Consider the following 16456-nt stretch of genomic DNA (forward strand, 5'->3'; position numbering starts at 1 on the left):
GACCATCCGTCAACGAATTCGGAAGCGATTTTTTCCACAATGAAACGTCCGCCCAAGGCTCCCTCCATCACCGTCAGCGATGTCGCCCGCCAGGCGAAGGTCTCGAAAGCGACTGCAGCGCGCGTGCTGGGTGGCTATGGCCGGGTGAGCAAGACGGTGCGCGCCGCAGTACTCGAAGCGGCGAAGGCGCTCGACTATCGTCCAAACGAATTGGCGCGCAGCATGACGACGGGACGGTCAGGCAGTATCGGCGTGGTCGTCGGCGACATCGAGAACCCGTTCTTCTCGCTGGCGGTGCGCGGCATCAGCGACGCGGCGCGCCTGTCGGGCATCAACGTCATCCTGGCCAATTCGGGCGAACAGGTCGAAGCCGAGAAGAATGCAATACGCGTTCTCATGGCAAAGCAGGTTGACGGTCTGATCGTCACGCCCGCCCAATCCGGAGAAATCGCCCATCTCGTGGAGATTGCGCGCGGCACCTGTCCCCTGGCGCTGCTCGACCGGGCGCTGCCGGACCTCGATGTCGACACCGTCACCGTCGATGACCGCAATGCTGCCTTGCGCGCCACCCGCATCCTGACGCGGGCAGGGCATACCAGGATCGCCTATATGACCGCCGCGGTATTGTCGGGGGATTTTCGCGGTGGCGAGTCGAGGATCAACACGTCCACCGTGCGTGAGCGCATTCTAGGATTTCTCGATGCCTGCCGGGAAGCCGGCATAGAGCGAGCCGAACGCAACATCCATTTTGGCTCCGGGCGATCCGAGACGTCGCGGGCCGCGATGCACGAATTGCTCCAGAGCCCAGACCGGCCGACGGCGATTCTCGCATCGGACAGCGTCGTGGCCCTCGAACTGTTCAAGGCGATCCGGGAATGCGGCCTGCGCATTCCGCAGGACATGTCGCTGATCACCTTCCACGATGCCGACTGGACGAGCGTGACCACGCCGCCCATCACTGTCATCGACCAGCCGGTCTATGCGCTGGGAAAATCCGTGGCGGAGCTATTGATACGCCGCCTGAAAGGCGATGACCGGCCGCCCGAAAGGATTATCCTGCCGACGACCATCATCGAGCGGATGTCGGTCGCGCAGGTTCCGGACGTCGTCAGGCAAGCCACCGCCTGACGCGCCCACAATAGATCAACAGATCAGCTCTCCAGCCAGACCTTCTCGAAATGCTGCTCGAGCGACTGGTGCTGCTCGCAGCCATGCACGCCCTTGCGGTAGGTGCGATAGACCGAGCGCCAGTAGGGCTGGATGATGATGCCGGAGTCACGCAAATTCTGCTCGATCTTGGCCATGATCTCCTTGCGCGCCTTGGCGTCGGGCATTGCCAGCGCCTTGTCGAGCAGTTCGTCGAACTCCTTGTTGGCATAGGCACTTTCGTTCCAGGCCGCACCTGACTTGTAGGCGAGCGCCAGCACCTGGACGCCGAGCGGCCGTCCCAGCCACTCCGTGCAGGAGAAGGGGTATTTGCTCCAGTCGTTCCAGAAGGTCGCGGCCGGCAGCACGGTGCGCTTGATCTTCAAGCCTGCCTCGCGCATCTGCGCGGCGATCGCATCGCCGGTACTCTTTTGCCATTCGACATCGACCGAGATCAACTCATACTCGTGGTCGGCCTTGCCGGCCTCGGCAAGCAGCTTCTTTGCCTCATCCAGATCACGCTTGGCCGGGCCGATATCGGCATATTCGGGGTGCATCGGGCCGACATGGTGGTTATCGGCAGGCTTGCCGCGACCGTCGATGCCGAGCTTCAGCACGGCTGAATTGTCGACGGAAAGCTGGGCGGCGCGACGTACCTTGACGTCGTCATAGGGCGCATTGCCGACATTGAAGCGCGCCACGATGGTCGAGCCGGTGGCGATCTCGGAATTCTCAAGCCCCATGTCTTCGGTCTGCGACACGGCATCGGAGGCGGTCTCGTGGTCGGTGTCGATCTCGCCGGATTCGAAGGCCGACAGCATGGCGTTGGGATCGGAGCCGTAATCGACCCATGTGATGCCGTCGAGATGGAACTCGCCCTTCCACCACGGCTTGTCCTTGCGCCGCACCTCCGCACTCGTCTCGGCATCCCATTTCACCAGCTCGCAAGGACCGGTGGTGATCGCCAGCGCCTTCATCGGGTCGCCGTCGCCCTCATAAGAGCGGTGCATGATCAGCGCCGGATAGTCTGCCATGCCGGCGATCAGCGAGATGTCGGGCTTGGGCAAATTGAGTTTCACCGTAAAGTCGTCGACCTTCTCGATGCCGCCGTCGACGGGCTTCTTGGTGTCGGCATTGACCAGCGCGCCCATGCGCGCGGCGACCGAATTGCCGGCGACGGAGGCATCGCACCAGCGCGTCAGATTGTGGACGACGTCGTCGGCGTTGAACGTATCACCGTTCGACCAGGTGATGCCCTTGCGCACATGCAGCGTGAGCGTCTTGGCGTCGTCGCTGGTCTCCCAGCTTTCGAGCAGCCACGGCTCGAAGCTGAAGTTGGTGTTCCAGCGCACCAGATATTCGTTGCAGTGGCGCGCGACATTCGACATTTCGACGCCGTCGAAGGTGCGCGGATCCTTGAATCCCTTGACGTTCATGGCGACGCGCAAGGTGCCGCCGCGCTTTGGCTCCTCTGCGCGGGCGGGCGAGGGCGCAAGGCCGCCGAGCGCCAGCGCCCCGGCGGCGCTGACGCCGAACCCGGCCATCAGGGCGAGGTACTCGCGCCGGTTCATGCCGCCCTTTTTGAAATCGTCGGCGATCGGCTTTGCGCGCGGGTGCAGCTTTCGGTCGGTCAGCATGAACTTCATCGTCGTTCCCTCCTGTTGGTGCATGTCGCCAAAAGCATGCCCTCGGGCCTGACCCGAGGGTGCGCTGCGGTTTTGGGCAACGACATGCACGAAAAACCAAGTCGCTCCGGTTTGCCGCCAGACGCGTGGGAGGATGCGGTTCACCGGAGCGCCATTGCCTCAGGCGATGATAGGGCGGGCTTACGCAGGGAAATGTTCGCTTTTCCGCAGTTCTTGTGCGCTGTTCCGCAACGGTTGCGAGCGCGGCGAGACAACGAGATGGCGCTCAGGACGGCTGGTTGTTCTTGCCCAGCATGGTGACGGAAGCGATGGCCGAGAGGATATCCAGAAAAGCCTCGCCGGCGCGCGGCACGCTCTTGCGGGCGCGCAAAAAACTGTGCACGAGGCGCGGCTCTTCCTGCCACCAGGCCGAGCCGCCGGCGGCAACGATGCGGTCGCGATAGGCCTCGCCGTCCGACGACAGCGGATCGCATTCGGCCGTAATGATGAATGTCGGCGGCAGGCCGGAGAAATCACTGTCCTTGAGCGGCGAAAAGGTCGGATCGTCGGGCGATTGTCCCGGTACGGAGCGGATGCGGCGATAGAAATCGATATCGCCGAGCGAAAGCAGCGGCGCCTCGGCATGCTCGACATAGGAGCGGCCGGTCCCGTCGCCGCCGAGATCGGGATAGATCAACACCTGTCCGGCCGCGCGGCGCGGGTGGCGGCGCGTCGCATGCGCGACCGCGGCGGCCGGAGTGCCGCCGGCGCTCTCGCCGCACAGCACGATCGGCAGGGCGCTCGTCGCGGCCGCCCATTCGAACGCGGCCAGCGCGTCGTCGAAGGCGGCAGGATGGCGATGTTCCGGCGCCAGACGGTAATCGGCCGACAGCACCTCGAACCCGGTGGCTGCGCAGATCTCGGCGCAGATGTCGTCATGGCTGTCCAGCCCGCCAAGCACGAAGCCGCCGCCATGATAGTAGACGACGATCGCCTGCGGCGCCTTGCCGGCGAGCTGGTAGTGCCGGACGGGAATGTCGTGATCGGCGGTGGTGACTAGGCCGTCATCGGCCGAGACACCCGACGGATGGCCCTGGTGGAAGGCCCGGCACATCGCGTCATAGACCGCCCTTTGCTCGGCGATCGGCAGCTCGGCGATTTCGGGCGGATACCATTCGTTGACCCGGTCGATATAGACCCACAAAGCCGGATCGAGCCGCCTTGCGTATTTCCCGCGCTTGGTCATGTGGTGGACCGTGCCCATCGCATCCGATCCCTGGGTCAGAGGTCGTCGTAGAGCCCGGCCGCGTTCTCATAGGTGAAGCGCAGCGGCACCGAACCCTCGACCTGCCAGACGCCGACCGCATCGCCCGACAACAGCCGGCAGGCATCCAGGGTGTTGGCGACGGCGCCGCCATAGAGCCGGTTGGCGAGGTTGAGGATGGCGGTCTGGTGCATGGCGGCACTGGCGCTGCCGCAGGCGTCCTTGACCAGCAGCACGCGGAAGCCGAGCGCCACAGCGTCCCTGACGGTGGCGTCGATGCAGGCCTCGGTCCACACGCCGGCAATCACCAGCCATTCGATGCCGGCGGCCTTGAGCCGGTCGGCGAAATTTCCCTTGCCGAAGGCGCTGGCCTCGGTCTTGATCAGCATCGTCTCGCCGGCAGCCGGCGCCACTTCCGGGCAGATCGCGGTCAGCGGATCGTCCTTGTCGGAGAAGGCCGACTTGCCATCGGCATCGACCGGATGGAACGGTCGTGCCTTGGCGAGATCGACGATATAGGCCCAGTGGTAGAGCGGCACGAAATTGCGCCGCGCTGCTTCTTGCAGACGCTGGACGTTGGCGAGTATGTCGCCGAACCCTTCGACCAGATAGCGCTTGTCCTGGCGATGCTCCTCCTGGAGATCGATGAACATCGCCGCCACAGTGCCTCTGCTGATCGAGATCGGGCGCTTCATTCAAACGTGCCTGTCAAGGAAATCATCCTCATAGGGGAAGCGCGACAGAAGCTCGGTGCCGGTCTCGGTGATCAGGATCTCGTCCTCCAGCTTGACGCCCTCGCGGCCGCCTTTCTCGCCGATATAGCTTTCGACGCTGACCACCATGCCGGGCACGATGATGCCGTCGCGGCCATAGGTCTCGTAATCCATGGCATGCGCGATGAACGGCGTCTCGCCATGCATGCCGACGCCGTGCATCACCGACGTATAACGCTGGTCGATGAAACGGTCCGGGATCTTCCACGCCTTTTCGGCGATCTCGCGAAACGCCATGCCAGGCTTGACGATCGAAATGTTGTGCTGAACCTGGTCATGCGCCATGCGGTAGAGCGATTTCTGATAGTCGGTCGGTCTGCCCGGCCCGCAGCGGAAGGTGCGCGAGAAGTCGGAATAATAGCCGTAGCAGCCGATCGTGTCGGTATCGAGCGCCAAGAGCTCGCCCGGCCTGATCTTGCGGCCGCTCGCCTCGTTGAACCACGGATTGGTGCGCTGGCCCGAAGTGAGCAGGCGGGTTTCGATGAACTCGCCGCCCTGCCGGATCACCTCATGGTACATGATGGCGAAGAGGTCGTTTTCGGAAACGCCGGGTTTTATTGCCTCGCGCACGGCTGACACGGCAGCCTCGGCGCCGGCCATCGACACCTGCAGGCATTTCACTTCCTCCGGCGTCTTCACCGCGCGCACCGCCAAGATTTCGCCCTGGCAATCCCTGACCTCGCAGCCGCGCTTTTCAAGCGCCAGCGCTTGCAGATGGCCGCAGCGATCGAGGCCGAGCTTCATCGAGCCGCCGCCGTGCTTTTTCAGGAGCTCGGCGATCTCGTCGGCGAACGGGCCGGCGGTCTCGTCGTCGCGGCCCGACACCGACGACCACACCAGCTTGGAAGGCCGCGCCTCGTCGATCGTGTCGAGCACCATGGAGACATGGTAGCTCTGCGGATATTCGAACAGCACGATCGGCCCTTCGGTCGGGATGAAGAAATAGCGGGTCGAATTGCGCAGGAAATAGCCGAACATGTTGCGCGAACCGGTGGCGTAGCGCTGGTTGTAGGGGTCGAACAAAACGACGCCGCCATAGCCGGCCTCGCGCATCCAGGCGCGCAGCTTGGCCAGCCGCCCCTTGCGCAACGCATCCGCATCGATGAAGGACGGCTCGGTGTCCGAAAGCCACATGCCGCCGGCCGGATCGGCCGCCGCTGGGTGGCGCATGCGGTCCTTGAAGTCCACGTCCTCGGTGCTGTCGGGGTCGAAAACGACGATGCTCATGGGTGCCTCCTGAAGCGGCGAAGATGGGCCAAGCGTCATGCAAAGGCTGTGCCGAATCCCGCAAATGTCGTGCCGGATGCCGCACCCTAATGCCGCCGCACCGCCTTCGGCGCATGCCCATGTTCCTCGCGAAACGCCCGGGCAAAGCTCGACATCGAAGCAAAGCCGCAGGCCAGCGCCACGTCGCGCACCATCAGCGTCGAATGCGCCAGCAGATCGGCGGCGCGCTTCAGCCTGAGCCGCCGATAGTAGCCATTGGGCGAAATGCTGAGCTCGGTGCGGAAATTGCGCTCGAGCTTGTCCGGCGAAACGCCAAGGCGTGTCGCCAGCTCCGCCATGCCAAGCCGATCCTCCACCGCATCCTCCATGATGGCGATGGCCGACAGCACCAGCTCGTTCTGGACGCCGGTGCGCAGCCTGAGCGGCATCAGCTTGCGGTCGACGCTAGAGCGCAGCGGGCTGTGCACGAACCATTCGGCAACGCCGGCGGCGAGCTCGGCGCCATAGTCGCGGGTGATGATCTCCAGCATCATGTCGAGGCTGCCGACGCCGCCGGCCGACGTAAACCGCTTGCGGTCGATGACATAGAGATCGCGTCTCAGCTCGATGTCCGGAAACGCTTCGGTGAAGGCCGCCTGGCTGGTCCAGTGCAACGTGCAGGCATGGCCGTCGAGAAGGCCGGCGCGGGCGAGGAAAAACGCCGCATCCGCCACGGCACCAATATCGGCGCCGCCCCTGAGGCTCTTGCGGATCCAGCTCACCGCCTCGTCGGCGACGAGATGGTCGGCATCGCCGCCGGAGCAGACGACGATGCGGTCGACCTTCGGTGCATCGCCGGCAAAAAAGCCCGGCTGGATGACGACGCCGTTCGAGGCTTCGACCGGACCCTTGCCGGCGCCGACGATCACCCAGCGATAGCATTCCTTCTTGGCCAGCACATTGGCCGCACGCAGCGGCTCGATCAGCGAACTGAACGCCATCATCGGGAAGCCGGGGAAGACCAGCACGGCGAAGGTGAGGGGGGCTTCGGCCGCCGCCGGCTGCGCACGCTCACGTTTTCGGTTGGCGAGGGGGGCACTCACGATTGTGTATTTCCCAGGCGCATCATTGGTGGCAGAGAACGGAACTGTAGCGGGCGTATCCAGCCGCTGGCAACGGAGACAAGCGACCATGTTTGCGGCAAAAACCATCGACAGCAGCGACAAGGTAGCGTTCTATCGCGATCTCGCCACCCAGCTGAAGGCGCTGCTGGAGGGCGAGCGCGACTCGATCGCCAACGCCGCCAACACCGCCGCCCTGATCTTCCAGATGGTGCCCGATCTCAACTGGGCCGGCTTCTATTTCCTGGCATCCGACGAGGAACTGGTGCTCGGCCCCTTCCAAGGCAAGCCGGCCTGCGTGCGCATCGCGGTCGGCAAGGGTGTCTGCGGCACCGCCGTCGATTTGGATATGTCGATGCTGGTCAAGGACGTGCACGATTTTCCCGGCCACATCGCCTGCGACGCGGCCTCGCGCTCGGAACTGGTCGTGCTGCTCAGGGACAATGACGGCGTCTTCGGCGTGCTCGATCTCGACAGCCCGACGCCCGGCCGCTTCGACAAGGAAGATCAGGCCGGCATCGAACAGCTCGCGGCGATCTATGTAGCGGCGAGCTCCTTCGAGGACTAGGGCATATTGATATTCAGCAGAGCCCGGCCTGACCTGAATCTCAACATGCCCTAAACGAACTTCACCAGCATCAGGCTAAAGCCGCCGACGAACAGGAAGGCGAAGAGGGCCAGCATCAGCGGGCGCAGGCCGCGCGAGCGAAGCTGCGAGATATCGGCCTGAAGGCCCACGGCGGCGAGCCCCATGGTCAGCATGATCTGGGTGGCCAAAGCGATCGCCGAATGGATTTCGGCAGGCATTGCGACCATGCTGTTCAGCGCCACCACCGCGATGAACGCCACGACGAACCACGGCATGGGCGCCTTCGCCGCCGACGGATCGGCGCTGCCGCGGCGCGCCATCAGGCCGAGCGCGAGCACCATCGGCGCCAGCATGGCGACGCGGGTCAGCTTGGCGACGGTTGCGGTCTCGCCGGCCTGCGTGCCATTCTGGAAGCCGGCGCCGATCACCTGCGCCACCTCGTGGATCGAGGCGCCCGCCCACAGGCCGAACGCGTGCTGGTCGAGGCCGAAGACCGGCGCCAGCAGCGGAAAGCCGAGCATGGCAACGGTGCCGAACAGCGTGATGGCGGCAACGGCGTAGGTGACGTCTTCGTCGCGCGCGTCCGTTACGATGTTGGTGGCGACAATGGCCGAGGCGCCGCAGATCGAGGTGCCGGCGGCGATCAGCTGCGCCAGCTTGCGGTCGACGCCGAGCAGCCGGCCGAGCGTGACGGTGAAGACGAAGGTGGCGCCAAGCGTGACTGCTACGATGCCGACGCCGCCGGCACCGATCGCCGCCACTTGGCCGAGCGTCAACTGGAAGCCGAGCAGCACGATGGCGAAGCGCAACAGACGGCGCTGCGAAAAGGCGATGCCGGCCTTGGCATGCGCCGGCGTGCCCAGCACGTTGGAGTAGATCATGCCGGCGACCACGGCCAGGATCATCGGGCTGAACAGTGCGAAGCCTGAAACGCTGCGGGCCGAGTAGGCGACGCTGGTGATCATCGCCACCAGCACGATGCCGGGCACCACGCCGGCCCAATTGACCGCCGTCGCGCCTGTGCGCGTTTCAACGGCGGCTTCATGTACGATTGGAAGATCGTTCGCGGTGGTCGACAGGAAAGACAAGGAAATTCTCCAGACGAATTCGCCAGTGGAATGCCATTCCATTACCGATCTTTCCAACGAATTATTCGCATCACAATGATCGATTTTTACGAACGATTGCGAGGCCGTCGAATTGACTGCGGATGATAGGGCTTCGCAACTGCCTCTATCCGCCTCGGCAGACGGCTTGACGCTTCGCCGTTTCTGCTCCAGCTTGCCGCCATGTTCGCCTTTCCCGCAAACTCGAAGCGACGCCGCCGTTCTCACGAGCGGCAAGCTGATTGCGCGAAGATAGAGGCCGGCTAGTCGACAATCCGGTCTGTTCGTCCCCAGCCCCGCCCATCCAAAACGGATCGGCGGGTTTTTTGCATTTGGAGCACTTGAATGACATTTGACCCTACCATCCAATTTCGGCTGGCCGAGCCGGCGGAAGCCGCCGCCATCCGGGACATCGTGCGCGCCGCCTATGCCAGATGGGTGCCGGTGATAGGCCGCGAGCCCTTGCCGATGCGCGCCGACTACGACAGGGCCGTCCGCGAGCATCAGTTCGACCTTGCCATCGAGAAGGGCGAGATCGTCGGCTTGATCGAAACCATGCGGCATGACGACCACCTCTGGATCGAGAATGTTGCCGTCGCGCCTGACGCGCAGGGCAGGGGCATTGGCCGGCTGCTGCTCGACTGCGCCGAGCGCAGGGCCGTCGAAGCCGGTTGCGCCGAGCTTCGCCTGCTGACCAATGGCGCGTTCGAAGCCAACGTGCTGCTCTATCGCAAGCAAGGCTACACGATCGACCGGGAAGAGGAATTCATGAACGGGATAACCGTCTATATGAGCAAGCGGTTGACAGGCTGATGCAGGCGGCCGGTGCTTCACACCGCCAACGACACCGTCTACGGCCTGGCCTCCTACATCCAGGCCAAGGACATCCAGAAAGCCCGCGAAGTCGCAGCCCGCATGCGCACCGGCAACGTCTACATCAAATACCCGACCTGGGACGCCGGCCTGCCCTTCGGCGGCTACAAGCAATCCGGCAACGGCCGCGAATACGCCGAATACGGGCTGGAGGATTTCCTCGAGATCAAGGGCATCGCCGGGTACGAGGCGGCGGAGTAGGGCACGCCTCAATCTCGACCACGCGCCAGAGCCCGCTTCTAGAGGCGGTCACGCCATTTGGTCGAGAAGTTTAGATCTCGCACTAGGGTGAAGCTGTCGCACCATCTGACGCGCATTTGATCGCACACGTCGGGAATTCTGCGATTTGCCCGCTGGGTCGTTGGTTTCGAGACTTCGGTGGTAACGACTGTTCGAACGTCCGGGGCGAATAAAGCGTGTGCAATCAGGAATGGGTCACGTCCGATCTTAATGATCTCGGCGTCTGTGAGGTCAGCGGCATAGGCGTTGGCGAGAACTTCCTGGACCCGCGCAACGTTAACGTCCTCTTCGAGGCACAACGCCTTTCGATTGTCTTTGTCACCAAGCCACTGGGCCAAATCATCGGACCCGCCGACAATTTCTTCGACGATTTCCACTGGCATTTTGATTGCGCCTCGCTCCGCCCAGTGCAAGAGCCACTCCCAAAACTCGGGAACGCGGTCGAATGCGTAGTATGAATTTTTAGCGGTAATCAAGACATTGGCATCGAGGAGATAAATTGTCGCCCCCTCAAGCTGCACGTCCGGAGGCACCAACGGATGGTGCGCCCGTCAATGCGTAAACATTGGTCGGTTTTACTCCTAGAATTCGGCCGGCCATCGATGGTGAGAGGGCACCTTCTGCTAGCATCCGCCGAGACAAACCTACCAGGCGGTTGCCGAGCCGGTGCCTTCGGACGACATAATAGTCCGGGCCGCCTTCAATATCCTTATTGCGCTCTCGTGCCGCCGCCCGATTCTGAAGCCATTGTCTCCGAAATATGCCGCTGACTTCGGCCCATATATCGCGGGATATGATTCCCTCTCGAAACAGCTTGTAGGCGACGGCGGAATGGCTCACCTGCCAAACGTCTGCAAGCTGCCTTATTCTCACGATTACCTGGTCGGAAGAGGCCCCTCGCAGAGCATCTTCACGCAATGCCTCGCCGTCAGGCATGAGAACTTGGCCTGCCACGTCGTTGCAGAAAACTTCGATCGCCGTGGATGGGTTAGCGCCACTAATGCCAGTGCGACCAATCCAGACGTGTGCAAGCTCGTGGAGCAGCGTGAAGGACCAAGCCGCCTCACTGTCCTGATCATTTATGACAACAAAGGGTGTTACAGGATCGGCCAGCGCAACCCCTCGGAAAAGCTCAACGTCCAGAGTGCTGTGGTGGCTTCCGAGATTGCCAATTAGCAATACAAACACGCCGATCTTCTCGGCGAGTTCTCTAAGATAAGCAAAAGCTTCGTTGCGACCCCCGCGCCTAAATTGGGTGATGTCAAAGCCAAGGGCCTGGGTGATTACTTCACTCAACGCCTTCGAACCGCCGCTCATATCGAAGCTGCCCACAAATGGCAGTTCTCTCGCCTCATCCTCGACCTCAAGCAGGGATCGGACCATCTCCTGCCTTGCCCTCAAGTCACGCAACAGAGCATCTACAAGCGCGGCGTCTCTTTGCCCGTACTCTTCGGGTAGCGTTCGGAAATCTTCGCCTCGCTCAGCCCGCCGCGGCGGTGCGGGAAGGTAAAACGCAAGAAGAGGACGGCGGTAGTGCTGCGCCATCTTCAAGAGCAAGGGGCGGGAGGGTTCGCCATCCCCTTTTTCTAACGCAGCAAGACGATCAGGGCCGGCGATGGCTCGTGTGTCATTTATTCCGAGCTTTTTGGCCGCCTCGTCTAGATCGAGCCCAGCGGTTTCGCGAGCCCATCGTAAGACGTCAGGATTGACGTTTGGCATTCCTCACCCTTTGCCGCTTGCCCGTTTCTGACCAGCGCCAAGATATAACCCGCTAGCGAACGCTTCGTTACGAAGTGGACACATATTTAGGAGGGGGTCAACATCTCCGCCACGGCCCTCGTTGTCGACCAAAACGGATTGTCGTTAAGCAGGACATCGTCAGTGCAGCGCGCATTCGCAGCAAAGCGGCTGCGCCGCCATCTCCATGCCGCATTGCACAATTCCCCCGCTTGGCGATATTGGAGCCATGGTCCGCTCCTCACTCGCCGTTCTGGTGATCGACGAAAACCGCATCCGTGCCTCGATCATCGAGGCCGGCTTGCGTGAGGCCGGCCATGAGCGGGTCACTGTCATCCATGACGTCGCCGGCATCGCGCGGCGCATTGGCGAGATCGAGCCTGATGTCATCGTCATCGATCTCGAAAACCCGAACCGCGACATGCTGGAAAACATGTTCCAGCTGTCGCGCGCGGTTAAGCGGCCGATCGCCATGTTTGTCGACCGCTCCGACCAGGCCTCGATCGAGGCGGCGGTCGATGCCGGCGTGTCGGCCTATGTCGTCGATGGTCTGAGACAGGAGCGCGTCAAGCCGATCCTCGACATGGCGGTCAGCCGCTTCAATGCCTTCTCGCGCATGGCGCGCGAGCTGGAGGAGGCGCGCAGCGAATTGGAGAGCCGCAAGGTCATCGATCGCGCCAAGGGCATTTTGATGAAGTCGCGCGGTTTGAGCGAGGAGGCGGCCTACACGCTGCTGCGCAAGACGGCGATGAACCAGAACCGCAAGATCAGCGACATCGCCCAGAGCCTGGTGACGGCCGCCGGGTTGCTCTCGGAGGACGAATAGGCATGACTGCTGCGCACCAGATCACCGCCGGCTTCATGCCGCTCTTCGACAGCGCCGTGCTGGTCGCGGCCGGCGAGATGGGCTTTGCCGCGCGCGAAGGCATCGAGCTGACGCTGCACCGCGAGACCTCCTGGGCCAACATCCGCGACCGCATCGCCATCGGCCATTTCCATCTGGCGCACATGCTGGGGCCGATGCCGCTGGCCTGCAATCTCGGCCTGACGCCGCTTGCCTCCGAGACCATCGTGCCGTTCTCGCTGGGCTTGGGGGGCAATTGCGTCACCGTCTCTAACGCCGTCTGGCAAGGCATGGCGGCGCATGGCGCCGAGCCAGATCTCGAACCGGCGCGCGCGGGTGCAGCGCTCCGCGCGCTGATCCGGGAGCGGGCAGGGGCCGGCCGCGATCCGCTGCGCTTTGCCGTTGTGCATCCGCATTCCGGGCACAATTACGAGCTGCGCTATTGGCTCGCCGCCTGCGGCATCGATCCCACGCACGAGATCGAGATCGTCATCGTGCCGCCGCCCTTCATGGCCGATGCGCTGGCCGCCGGCCGCATTGACGGCTACTGCGTCGGCGAACCCTGGAACAGCGCCTCGGTCGCCGCCGGCACCGGCCATATCGTCACCGTCAAGGCGCTGCTGTGGCGCAACAGCCCGGAAAAAGTGATCGGCGTGCGCAAGGCGTGGGCGCAGGAGCACCCGGAGGCGCTGGCGGCTTTGCTGCGCGCGCTGCATCATTCGGCCCGCTGGTGCCAGGACCCGGCCAACCACCAGCAACTGGCCGCGCTGATGGCGCAGCCCGGCTTCCTCGGCCTGCCGCCGGCAGTGCAAATGCCGATCCTGACTGGGCATCTCAATCTGGGCGGCGGTGCGGAGCAGGCGATCGACGATTTCTTCGTGCCTTTCGACAAGGCGGCGAATTTTCCCTGGAAGAGCCACGCGCTGTGGTTCTACACGCAAATGGTACGCTGGGAGCATGTCGCGCACACGCCGGGGAACCTCGCCATCGCCAGGGATTGTTATCGGCCGGACCTCTACCGCTCGGCGCTGAAGCCGCTCGGCGTGGCGTTGCCCGGCGCCAATGCCAAGGTTGAGGGCGCGCTGAAGGCCTCGACGCCGGTCGGTTCGGCAGGGGCAAGCCTGGTGCTTGGCCCGGACGGTTTCTTCGACGGCCAGATCTTCGATCCCGACCAGATCGATGCCTACATTGCCGGCCAGAAATCGGTCCGTGCCGAGGCCTGATCATTTTCGCGCCATTCTTGTGCATTGCACAAAAATTGTGCGTGCAATGGTGCTAATGAACAATCTTTGGCCTGTTTGATTTGCGGCCCGGCGTGTTCGCAATCGGCATGCAGCACTGATTTTATTGATATTTTCGGTCCAGATCGAAACTGGCACGGTTCCTGCTTGGTCATAGGCAGGCTCTTCTAGGGTCACGGAACAGGCGTCCAATGGCGGGCGCCACAGGCAAAGCTGCCGCTCAGGTGAAATTCGATCCCGGTCTCTCGGGCGCGAAGAACCTGGCCGGCGGCTTTTTTGTTTTGACCGAACACGCAATCGACGGCGCCGATCCCAAGCGGCGCCCAACCGGAGATGACGATGACGAAACGCATCAAGACCGAAGCCCCTCTCGAGGGCATGACCCGCCGCAATTTCCTGATGGCAAGTGCTGCCACCGCGGCAACCCTGGCGGCGGCGCGTGCGCTGCTGCCCTCCGGCGCCTATGCGGCGCCGTCCGCTCCGGAAGTGAACGGCGCCAAGCTCGGCTTCATCGCGCTGACCGATGCCGCCCCGCTTATGATCGCCAAGGAAAAGGGTCTGTTCGCCAAGTTCGGCATGCCCGATGTCGAGGTGCTGAAGCAGGCCTCCTGGGGCGCGACGCGTGACAATCTGATGCTCGGCGGCGAGGCCAACGGCATCGACGGCGCCCACATACTGACGCCGATGCCTTACCTGATGCACACCGGCAAGGTGACGCAGAACAACCAGCCGCTGCCGATGGCGATCGTGGCGCGGCTCAACTACGACTGCCAGGGCATCTCGGTCGCGCAGGAATATGCCGCGACCGGCGTCGGCCTCGACGCCTCCAAGCTGAAGGAGGCCTTCGCCGCCAAGAAGGCCGAGGGCAAGGAAGTGAAAGCCGCCATGACCTTCCCGGGCGGCACGCATGACCTGTGGCTGCGCTACTGGCTGGCCGCAGGCGGCATCGATCCCGACAAGGACGTCTCGACCATCGTCGTGCCGCCGCCGCAGATGGTGGCCAACATGAAGGTCGGCAACATGGACGTGTTCTGCGTCGGCGAGCCGTGGAACGAGCAGCTCGTCCATCAGGGCGTCGGCTTCACCGCCGCCACCACGGGCGAATTGTGGAAGGGTCATCCGGAAAAGGCACTCGGCCTGCGCGCCGCCTTCATCGAGAAATACCCGAACGCCACCAAGGCGATCCTGATGGCCGTCATGGAAGCCCAGCAGTGGTGCGAGGCCAAGGAGAACAAGGACGAGATGGCCGCCATCATCGGCAAGCGGCAGTGGATGAACGTGCCGACCGCCGACGTCATCGGCCGCCTCAAGGGCGACATCAACTATGGCAACGGCCGCGTCGCCAGCGGCACCGACCTCTACATGAAGTTCTGGAAGGACGGCGTGTCCTATCCGTTCAAGAGCCATGACAGCTGGTTCCTCGCCGAAAACATCCGCTGGGGCAAGTTCGCGCCGACCACCGACATCAAGGCGCTGGTCGACCAGGTCAACCGCGAGGATCTGTGGCGCGAGGCGGCAAAGGACCTCGGCGTCGCCGCTGCTGATATTCCGGCATCGTCGTCGCGCGGCGTCGAGACCTTCTTCGACGGCAAGACCTTCGATCCGGCCAATCCGTCGGCCTATCTCGACAGCCTGAAGATCAAGGCATCGGCATAAGCGCAAACGGCGCCAGATGCGCCGTTTGTCGCTCCCAGCGAGAGCAACGCGCAACGGCGCCCTGCGCGCCGTTGTCGCAAACGCAAGCGGCGTCACCGCCGCTTGTCGCCAGATCCGACCACGGAGTTTTGCGAAGACATGTCAATTCAAGCCATCGAGGACACCAAGGTGAAGGCGTTTCCAGCGCCGGCCGAGCCGTCGAAGGTGATCGCTTTCGCCTCCAAGGCGCGGCGCCGTGTCGATCCGCTTGCGATCGTGAGCAAATTGGCCAGCACGCTGGTGCCGCCTGCCGTCGTCATCGTCCTCATGCTCGTCGTCTGGCAGGTCGCCTGCTCGTCGCCGACCGCCAGCCTGCCGCCGCCGAGCCAGGTGTGGAACGAGGCCTACGACCTGATCGCACATCCGTTCTTCGACAACGGCCCGCAGGATATCGGGCTCGCCTGGCGGGTGCTGATCTCACTGCAGCGGGTCGCCATCGGCTTCGGCCTCGCGGCTGTCGTCGGCGTCGCGCTGGGTGCCCTGGTCGGCCAGTCTATCTGGGCGATGCGCGGCCTCGACCCGGTGTTCCAGATCCTGCGCACCGTGCCGCCGCTCGCCTGGCTGCCGCTGTCGCTGGCGGCGTTCCGCGATTCCAGCCCGTCGGCGATCTTCGTCATCTTCATCACCTCGATCTGGCCGATCATCATCAACACCGCCGTCGGCGTCCGCAACATCCCCGAGGACTACCGCAACGTCGCCCGTATCCTGCGGCTCAACCAGATCGAGTTCTTCATCAAGATCATGGTGCCGGCGGCGGCCCCCTACATCTTCACGGGTCTGCGGATCGGCATCGGCTTGTCCTGGCTCGCCATCGTCGCCGCCGAAATGCTGACCGGCGGCGTCGGCATCGGCTTCTTCATCTGGGACGCGTGGAACTCGTCGCGCCTGCCCGACATCATCGTCGCGCTCGCTTACATCGGCGTCACCGGCTTCTGCCTCGACCGGCTGGTCGCGGCGGTCGGCGCCTTCGTCACCCGCGGCACAACGGCAAAGTGA

General features: G+C 63.5%; 16 protein-coding genes and 1 pseudogene. 8 read left to right on the plus strand and 9 right to left on the minus strand.

Features of this window, described 5'->3' with window-relative positions; genetic code table 11:
* The first annotated feature begins 39 nt into the window (after positions 1-39).
* Entirely contained in the window at positions 40-1128 is a 1089-nt protein-coding gene (locus tag ACFX5Q_RS10845; protein ID WP_404277562.1) for a LacI family DNA-binding transcriptional regulator, read from the plus strand.
* A gap of 23 nt (positions 1129-1151) precedes the next feature.
* On the opposite strand, the gene ACFX5Q_RS10850 is transcribed toward ACFX5Q_RS10845, so the two are convergent.
* From ACFX5Q_RS10850 to ACFX5Q_RS10870, 5 genes are all read right to left on the minus strand, one after another.
* Positions 1152-2792, minus strand: a complete 1641-nt coding sequence (locus ACFX5Q_RS10850; RefSeq protein WP_404277564.1) for an ABC transporter substrate-binding protein — start codon at positions 2790-2792, stop codon at positions 1152-1154.
* Positions 2793-3057: 265 nt separating this feature from the next.
* Positions 3058-4035 carry an alpha/beta hydrolase gene (locus ACFX5Q_RS10855; RefSeq protein ID WP_404277566.1) on the minus strand — a complete coding sequence of 326 codons (978 nt, stop codon included), beginning with the start codon at positions 4033-4035 and terminating at the stop codon, positions 3058-3060.
* Positions 4036-4052: 17 nt separating this feature from the next.
* Entirely contained in the window at positions 4053-4730 is a 678-nt protein-coding gene (locus tag ACFX5Q_RS10860) for an isochorismatase family protein (protein WP_404277568.1), read from the minus strand.
* The gene (locus ACFX5Q_RS10865) at positions 4731-6035 is read right to left on the minus strand and encodes a M24 family metallopeptidase (protein WP_404277570.1); all 1305 of its coding nucleotides are present in this window, start codon (positions 6033-6035) and stop codon (positions 4731-4733) included.
* Between the two features lie 86 nt (positions 6036-6121).
* The gene (locus ACFX5Q_RS10870) at positions 6122-7117 is read right to left on the minus strand and encodes a GlxA family transcriptional regulator (protein WP_404277572.1); all 996 of its coding nucleotides are present in this window, start codon (positions 7115-7117) and stop codon (positions 6122-6124) included.
* A gap of 88 nt (positions 7118-7205) precedes the next feature.
* Here ACFX5Q_RS10870 and ACFX5Q_RS10875 point away from each other — a divergent pair, with 88 nt between their 5' ends.
* Complete coding sequence (locus ACFX5Q_RS10875; protein ID WP_404277574.1) at positions 7206-7703, plus strand: GAF domain-containing protein; 498 nt, start codon at positions 7206-7208, stop codon at positions 7701-7703.
* A gap of 50 nt (positions 7704-7753) precedes the next feature.
* Here the strand turns inward: ACFX5Q_RS10875 and ACFX5Q_RS10880 are convergent, their stop codons facing one another.
* Positions 7754-8854, minus strand: coding sequence for a YeiH family protein (locus ACFX5Q_RS10880; protein ID WP_404277576.1), 1101 nt, complete (start codon positions 8852-8854; stop codon positions 7754-7756).
* A gap of 321 nt (positions 8855-9175) precedes the next feature.
* Between ACFX5Q_RS10880 and ACFX5Q_RS10885 the strand changes: the two genes are divergently transcribed.
* Complete coding sequence (locus tag ACFX5Q_RS10885) at positions 9176-9643, plus strand: GNAT family N-acetyltransferase (protein WP_404277578.1); 468 nt, start codon at positions 9176-9178, stop codon at positions 9641-9643.
* 12 nt (positions 9644-9655) lie between these two features.
* A pseudogene (locus tag ACFX5Q_RS10890) lies at positions 9656-9904 on the plus strand (aldehyde dehydrogenase family protein); the annotation flags it as partial.
* A gap of 38 nt (positions 9905-9942) precedes the next feature.
* Here ACFX5Q_RS10890 and ACFX5Q_RS10895 read toward each other — a convergent pair.
* A complete protein-coding gene (locus tag ACFX5Q_RS10895; protein WP_404277580.1) occupies positions 9943-10464 on the minus strand; it encodes a DUF4411 family protein in 522 nt (173 codons plus the stop codon).
* Entirely contained in the window at positions 10454-11662 is a 1209-nt protein-coding gene (locus ACFX5Q_RS10900; protein ID WP_404277582.1) for an ImmA/IrrE family metallo-endopeptidase, read from the minus strand. The genes ACFX5Q_RS10895 and ACFX5Q_RS10900 overlap by 11 nt, the downstream gene beginning before the upstream one ends.
* 247 nt (positions 11663-11909) lie before the next feature.
* Between ACFX5Q_RS10900 and ACFX5Q_RS10905 the strand changes: the two genes are divergently transcribed.
* Both ACFX5Q_RS10905 and ACFX5Q_RS10910 read left to right on the plus strand, forming a co-directional pair.
* Positions 11910-12506 carry an ANTAR domain-containing response regulator gene (locus ACFX5Q_RS10905; RefSeq protein ID WP_404277584.1) on the plus strand — a complete coding sequence of 199 codons (597 nt, stop codon included), beginning with the start codon at positions 11910-11912 and terminating at the stop codon, positions 12504-12506.
* A gap of 2 nt (positions 12507-12508) precedes the next feature.
* Complete coding sequence (locus tag ACFX5Q_RS10910; protein ID WP_404277586.1) at positions 12509-13747, plus strand: CmpA/NrtA family ABC transporter substrate-binding protein; 1239 nt, start codon at positions 12509-12511, stop codon at positions 13745-13747.
* 191 nt (positions 13748-13938) lie between these two features.
* Here the strand turns inward: ACFX5Q_RS10910 and ACFX5Q_RS10915 are convergent, their stop codons facing one another.
* Positions 13939-14118 carry a hypothetical protein gene (locus ACFX5Q_RS10915; protein ID WP_404277588.1) on the minus strand — a complete coding sequence of 60 codons (180 nt, stop codon included), beginning with the start codon at positions 14116-14118 and terminating at the stop codon, positions 13939-13941.
* Here ACFX5Q_RS10915 and ACFX5Q_RS10920 point away from each other — a divergent pair.
* Together ACFX5Q_RS10920 and ntrB are read left to right on the plus strand one after the other, a co-directional pair.
* Positions 14105-15421: a CmpA/NrtA family ABC transporter substrate-binding protein gene (locus tag ACFX5Q_RS10920; protein ID WP_404277590.1), complete on the plus strand. Its 1317-nt coding sequence runs from the start codon at positions 14105-14107 to the stop codon at positions 15419-15421. The two genes, ACFX5Q_RS10915 and ACFX5Q_RS10920, sit on opposite strands and share 14 nt — an antisense overlap.
* 138 nt (positions 15422-15559) lie before the next feature.
* A complete protein-coding gene (gene ntrB, locus ACFX5Q_RS10925) occupies positions 15560-16456 on the plus strand; it encodes a nitrate ABC transporter permease (protein WP_404277592.1) in 897 nt (298 codons plus the stop codon).

This window comes from Mesorhizobium sp. IMUNJ 23033 (assembly GCF_044778005.1).
GTDB classification, from domain to species: Bacteria; Pseudomonadota; Alphaproteobacteria; order Rhizobiales; family Rhizobiaceae; genus Mesorhizobium; species Mesorhizobium amorphae_A.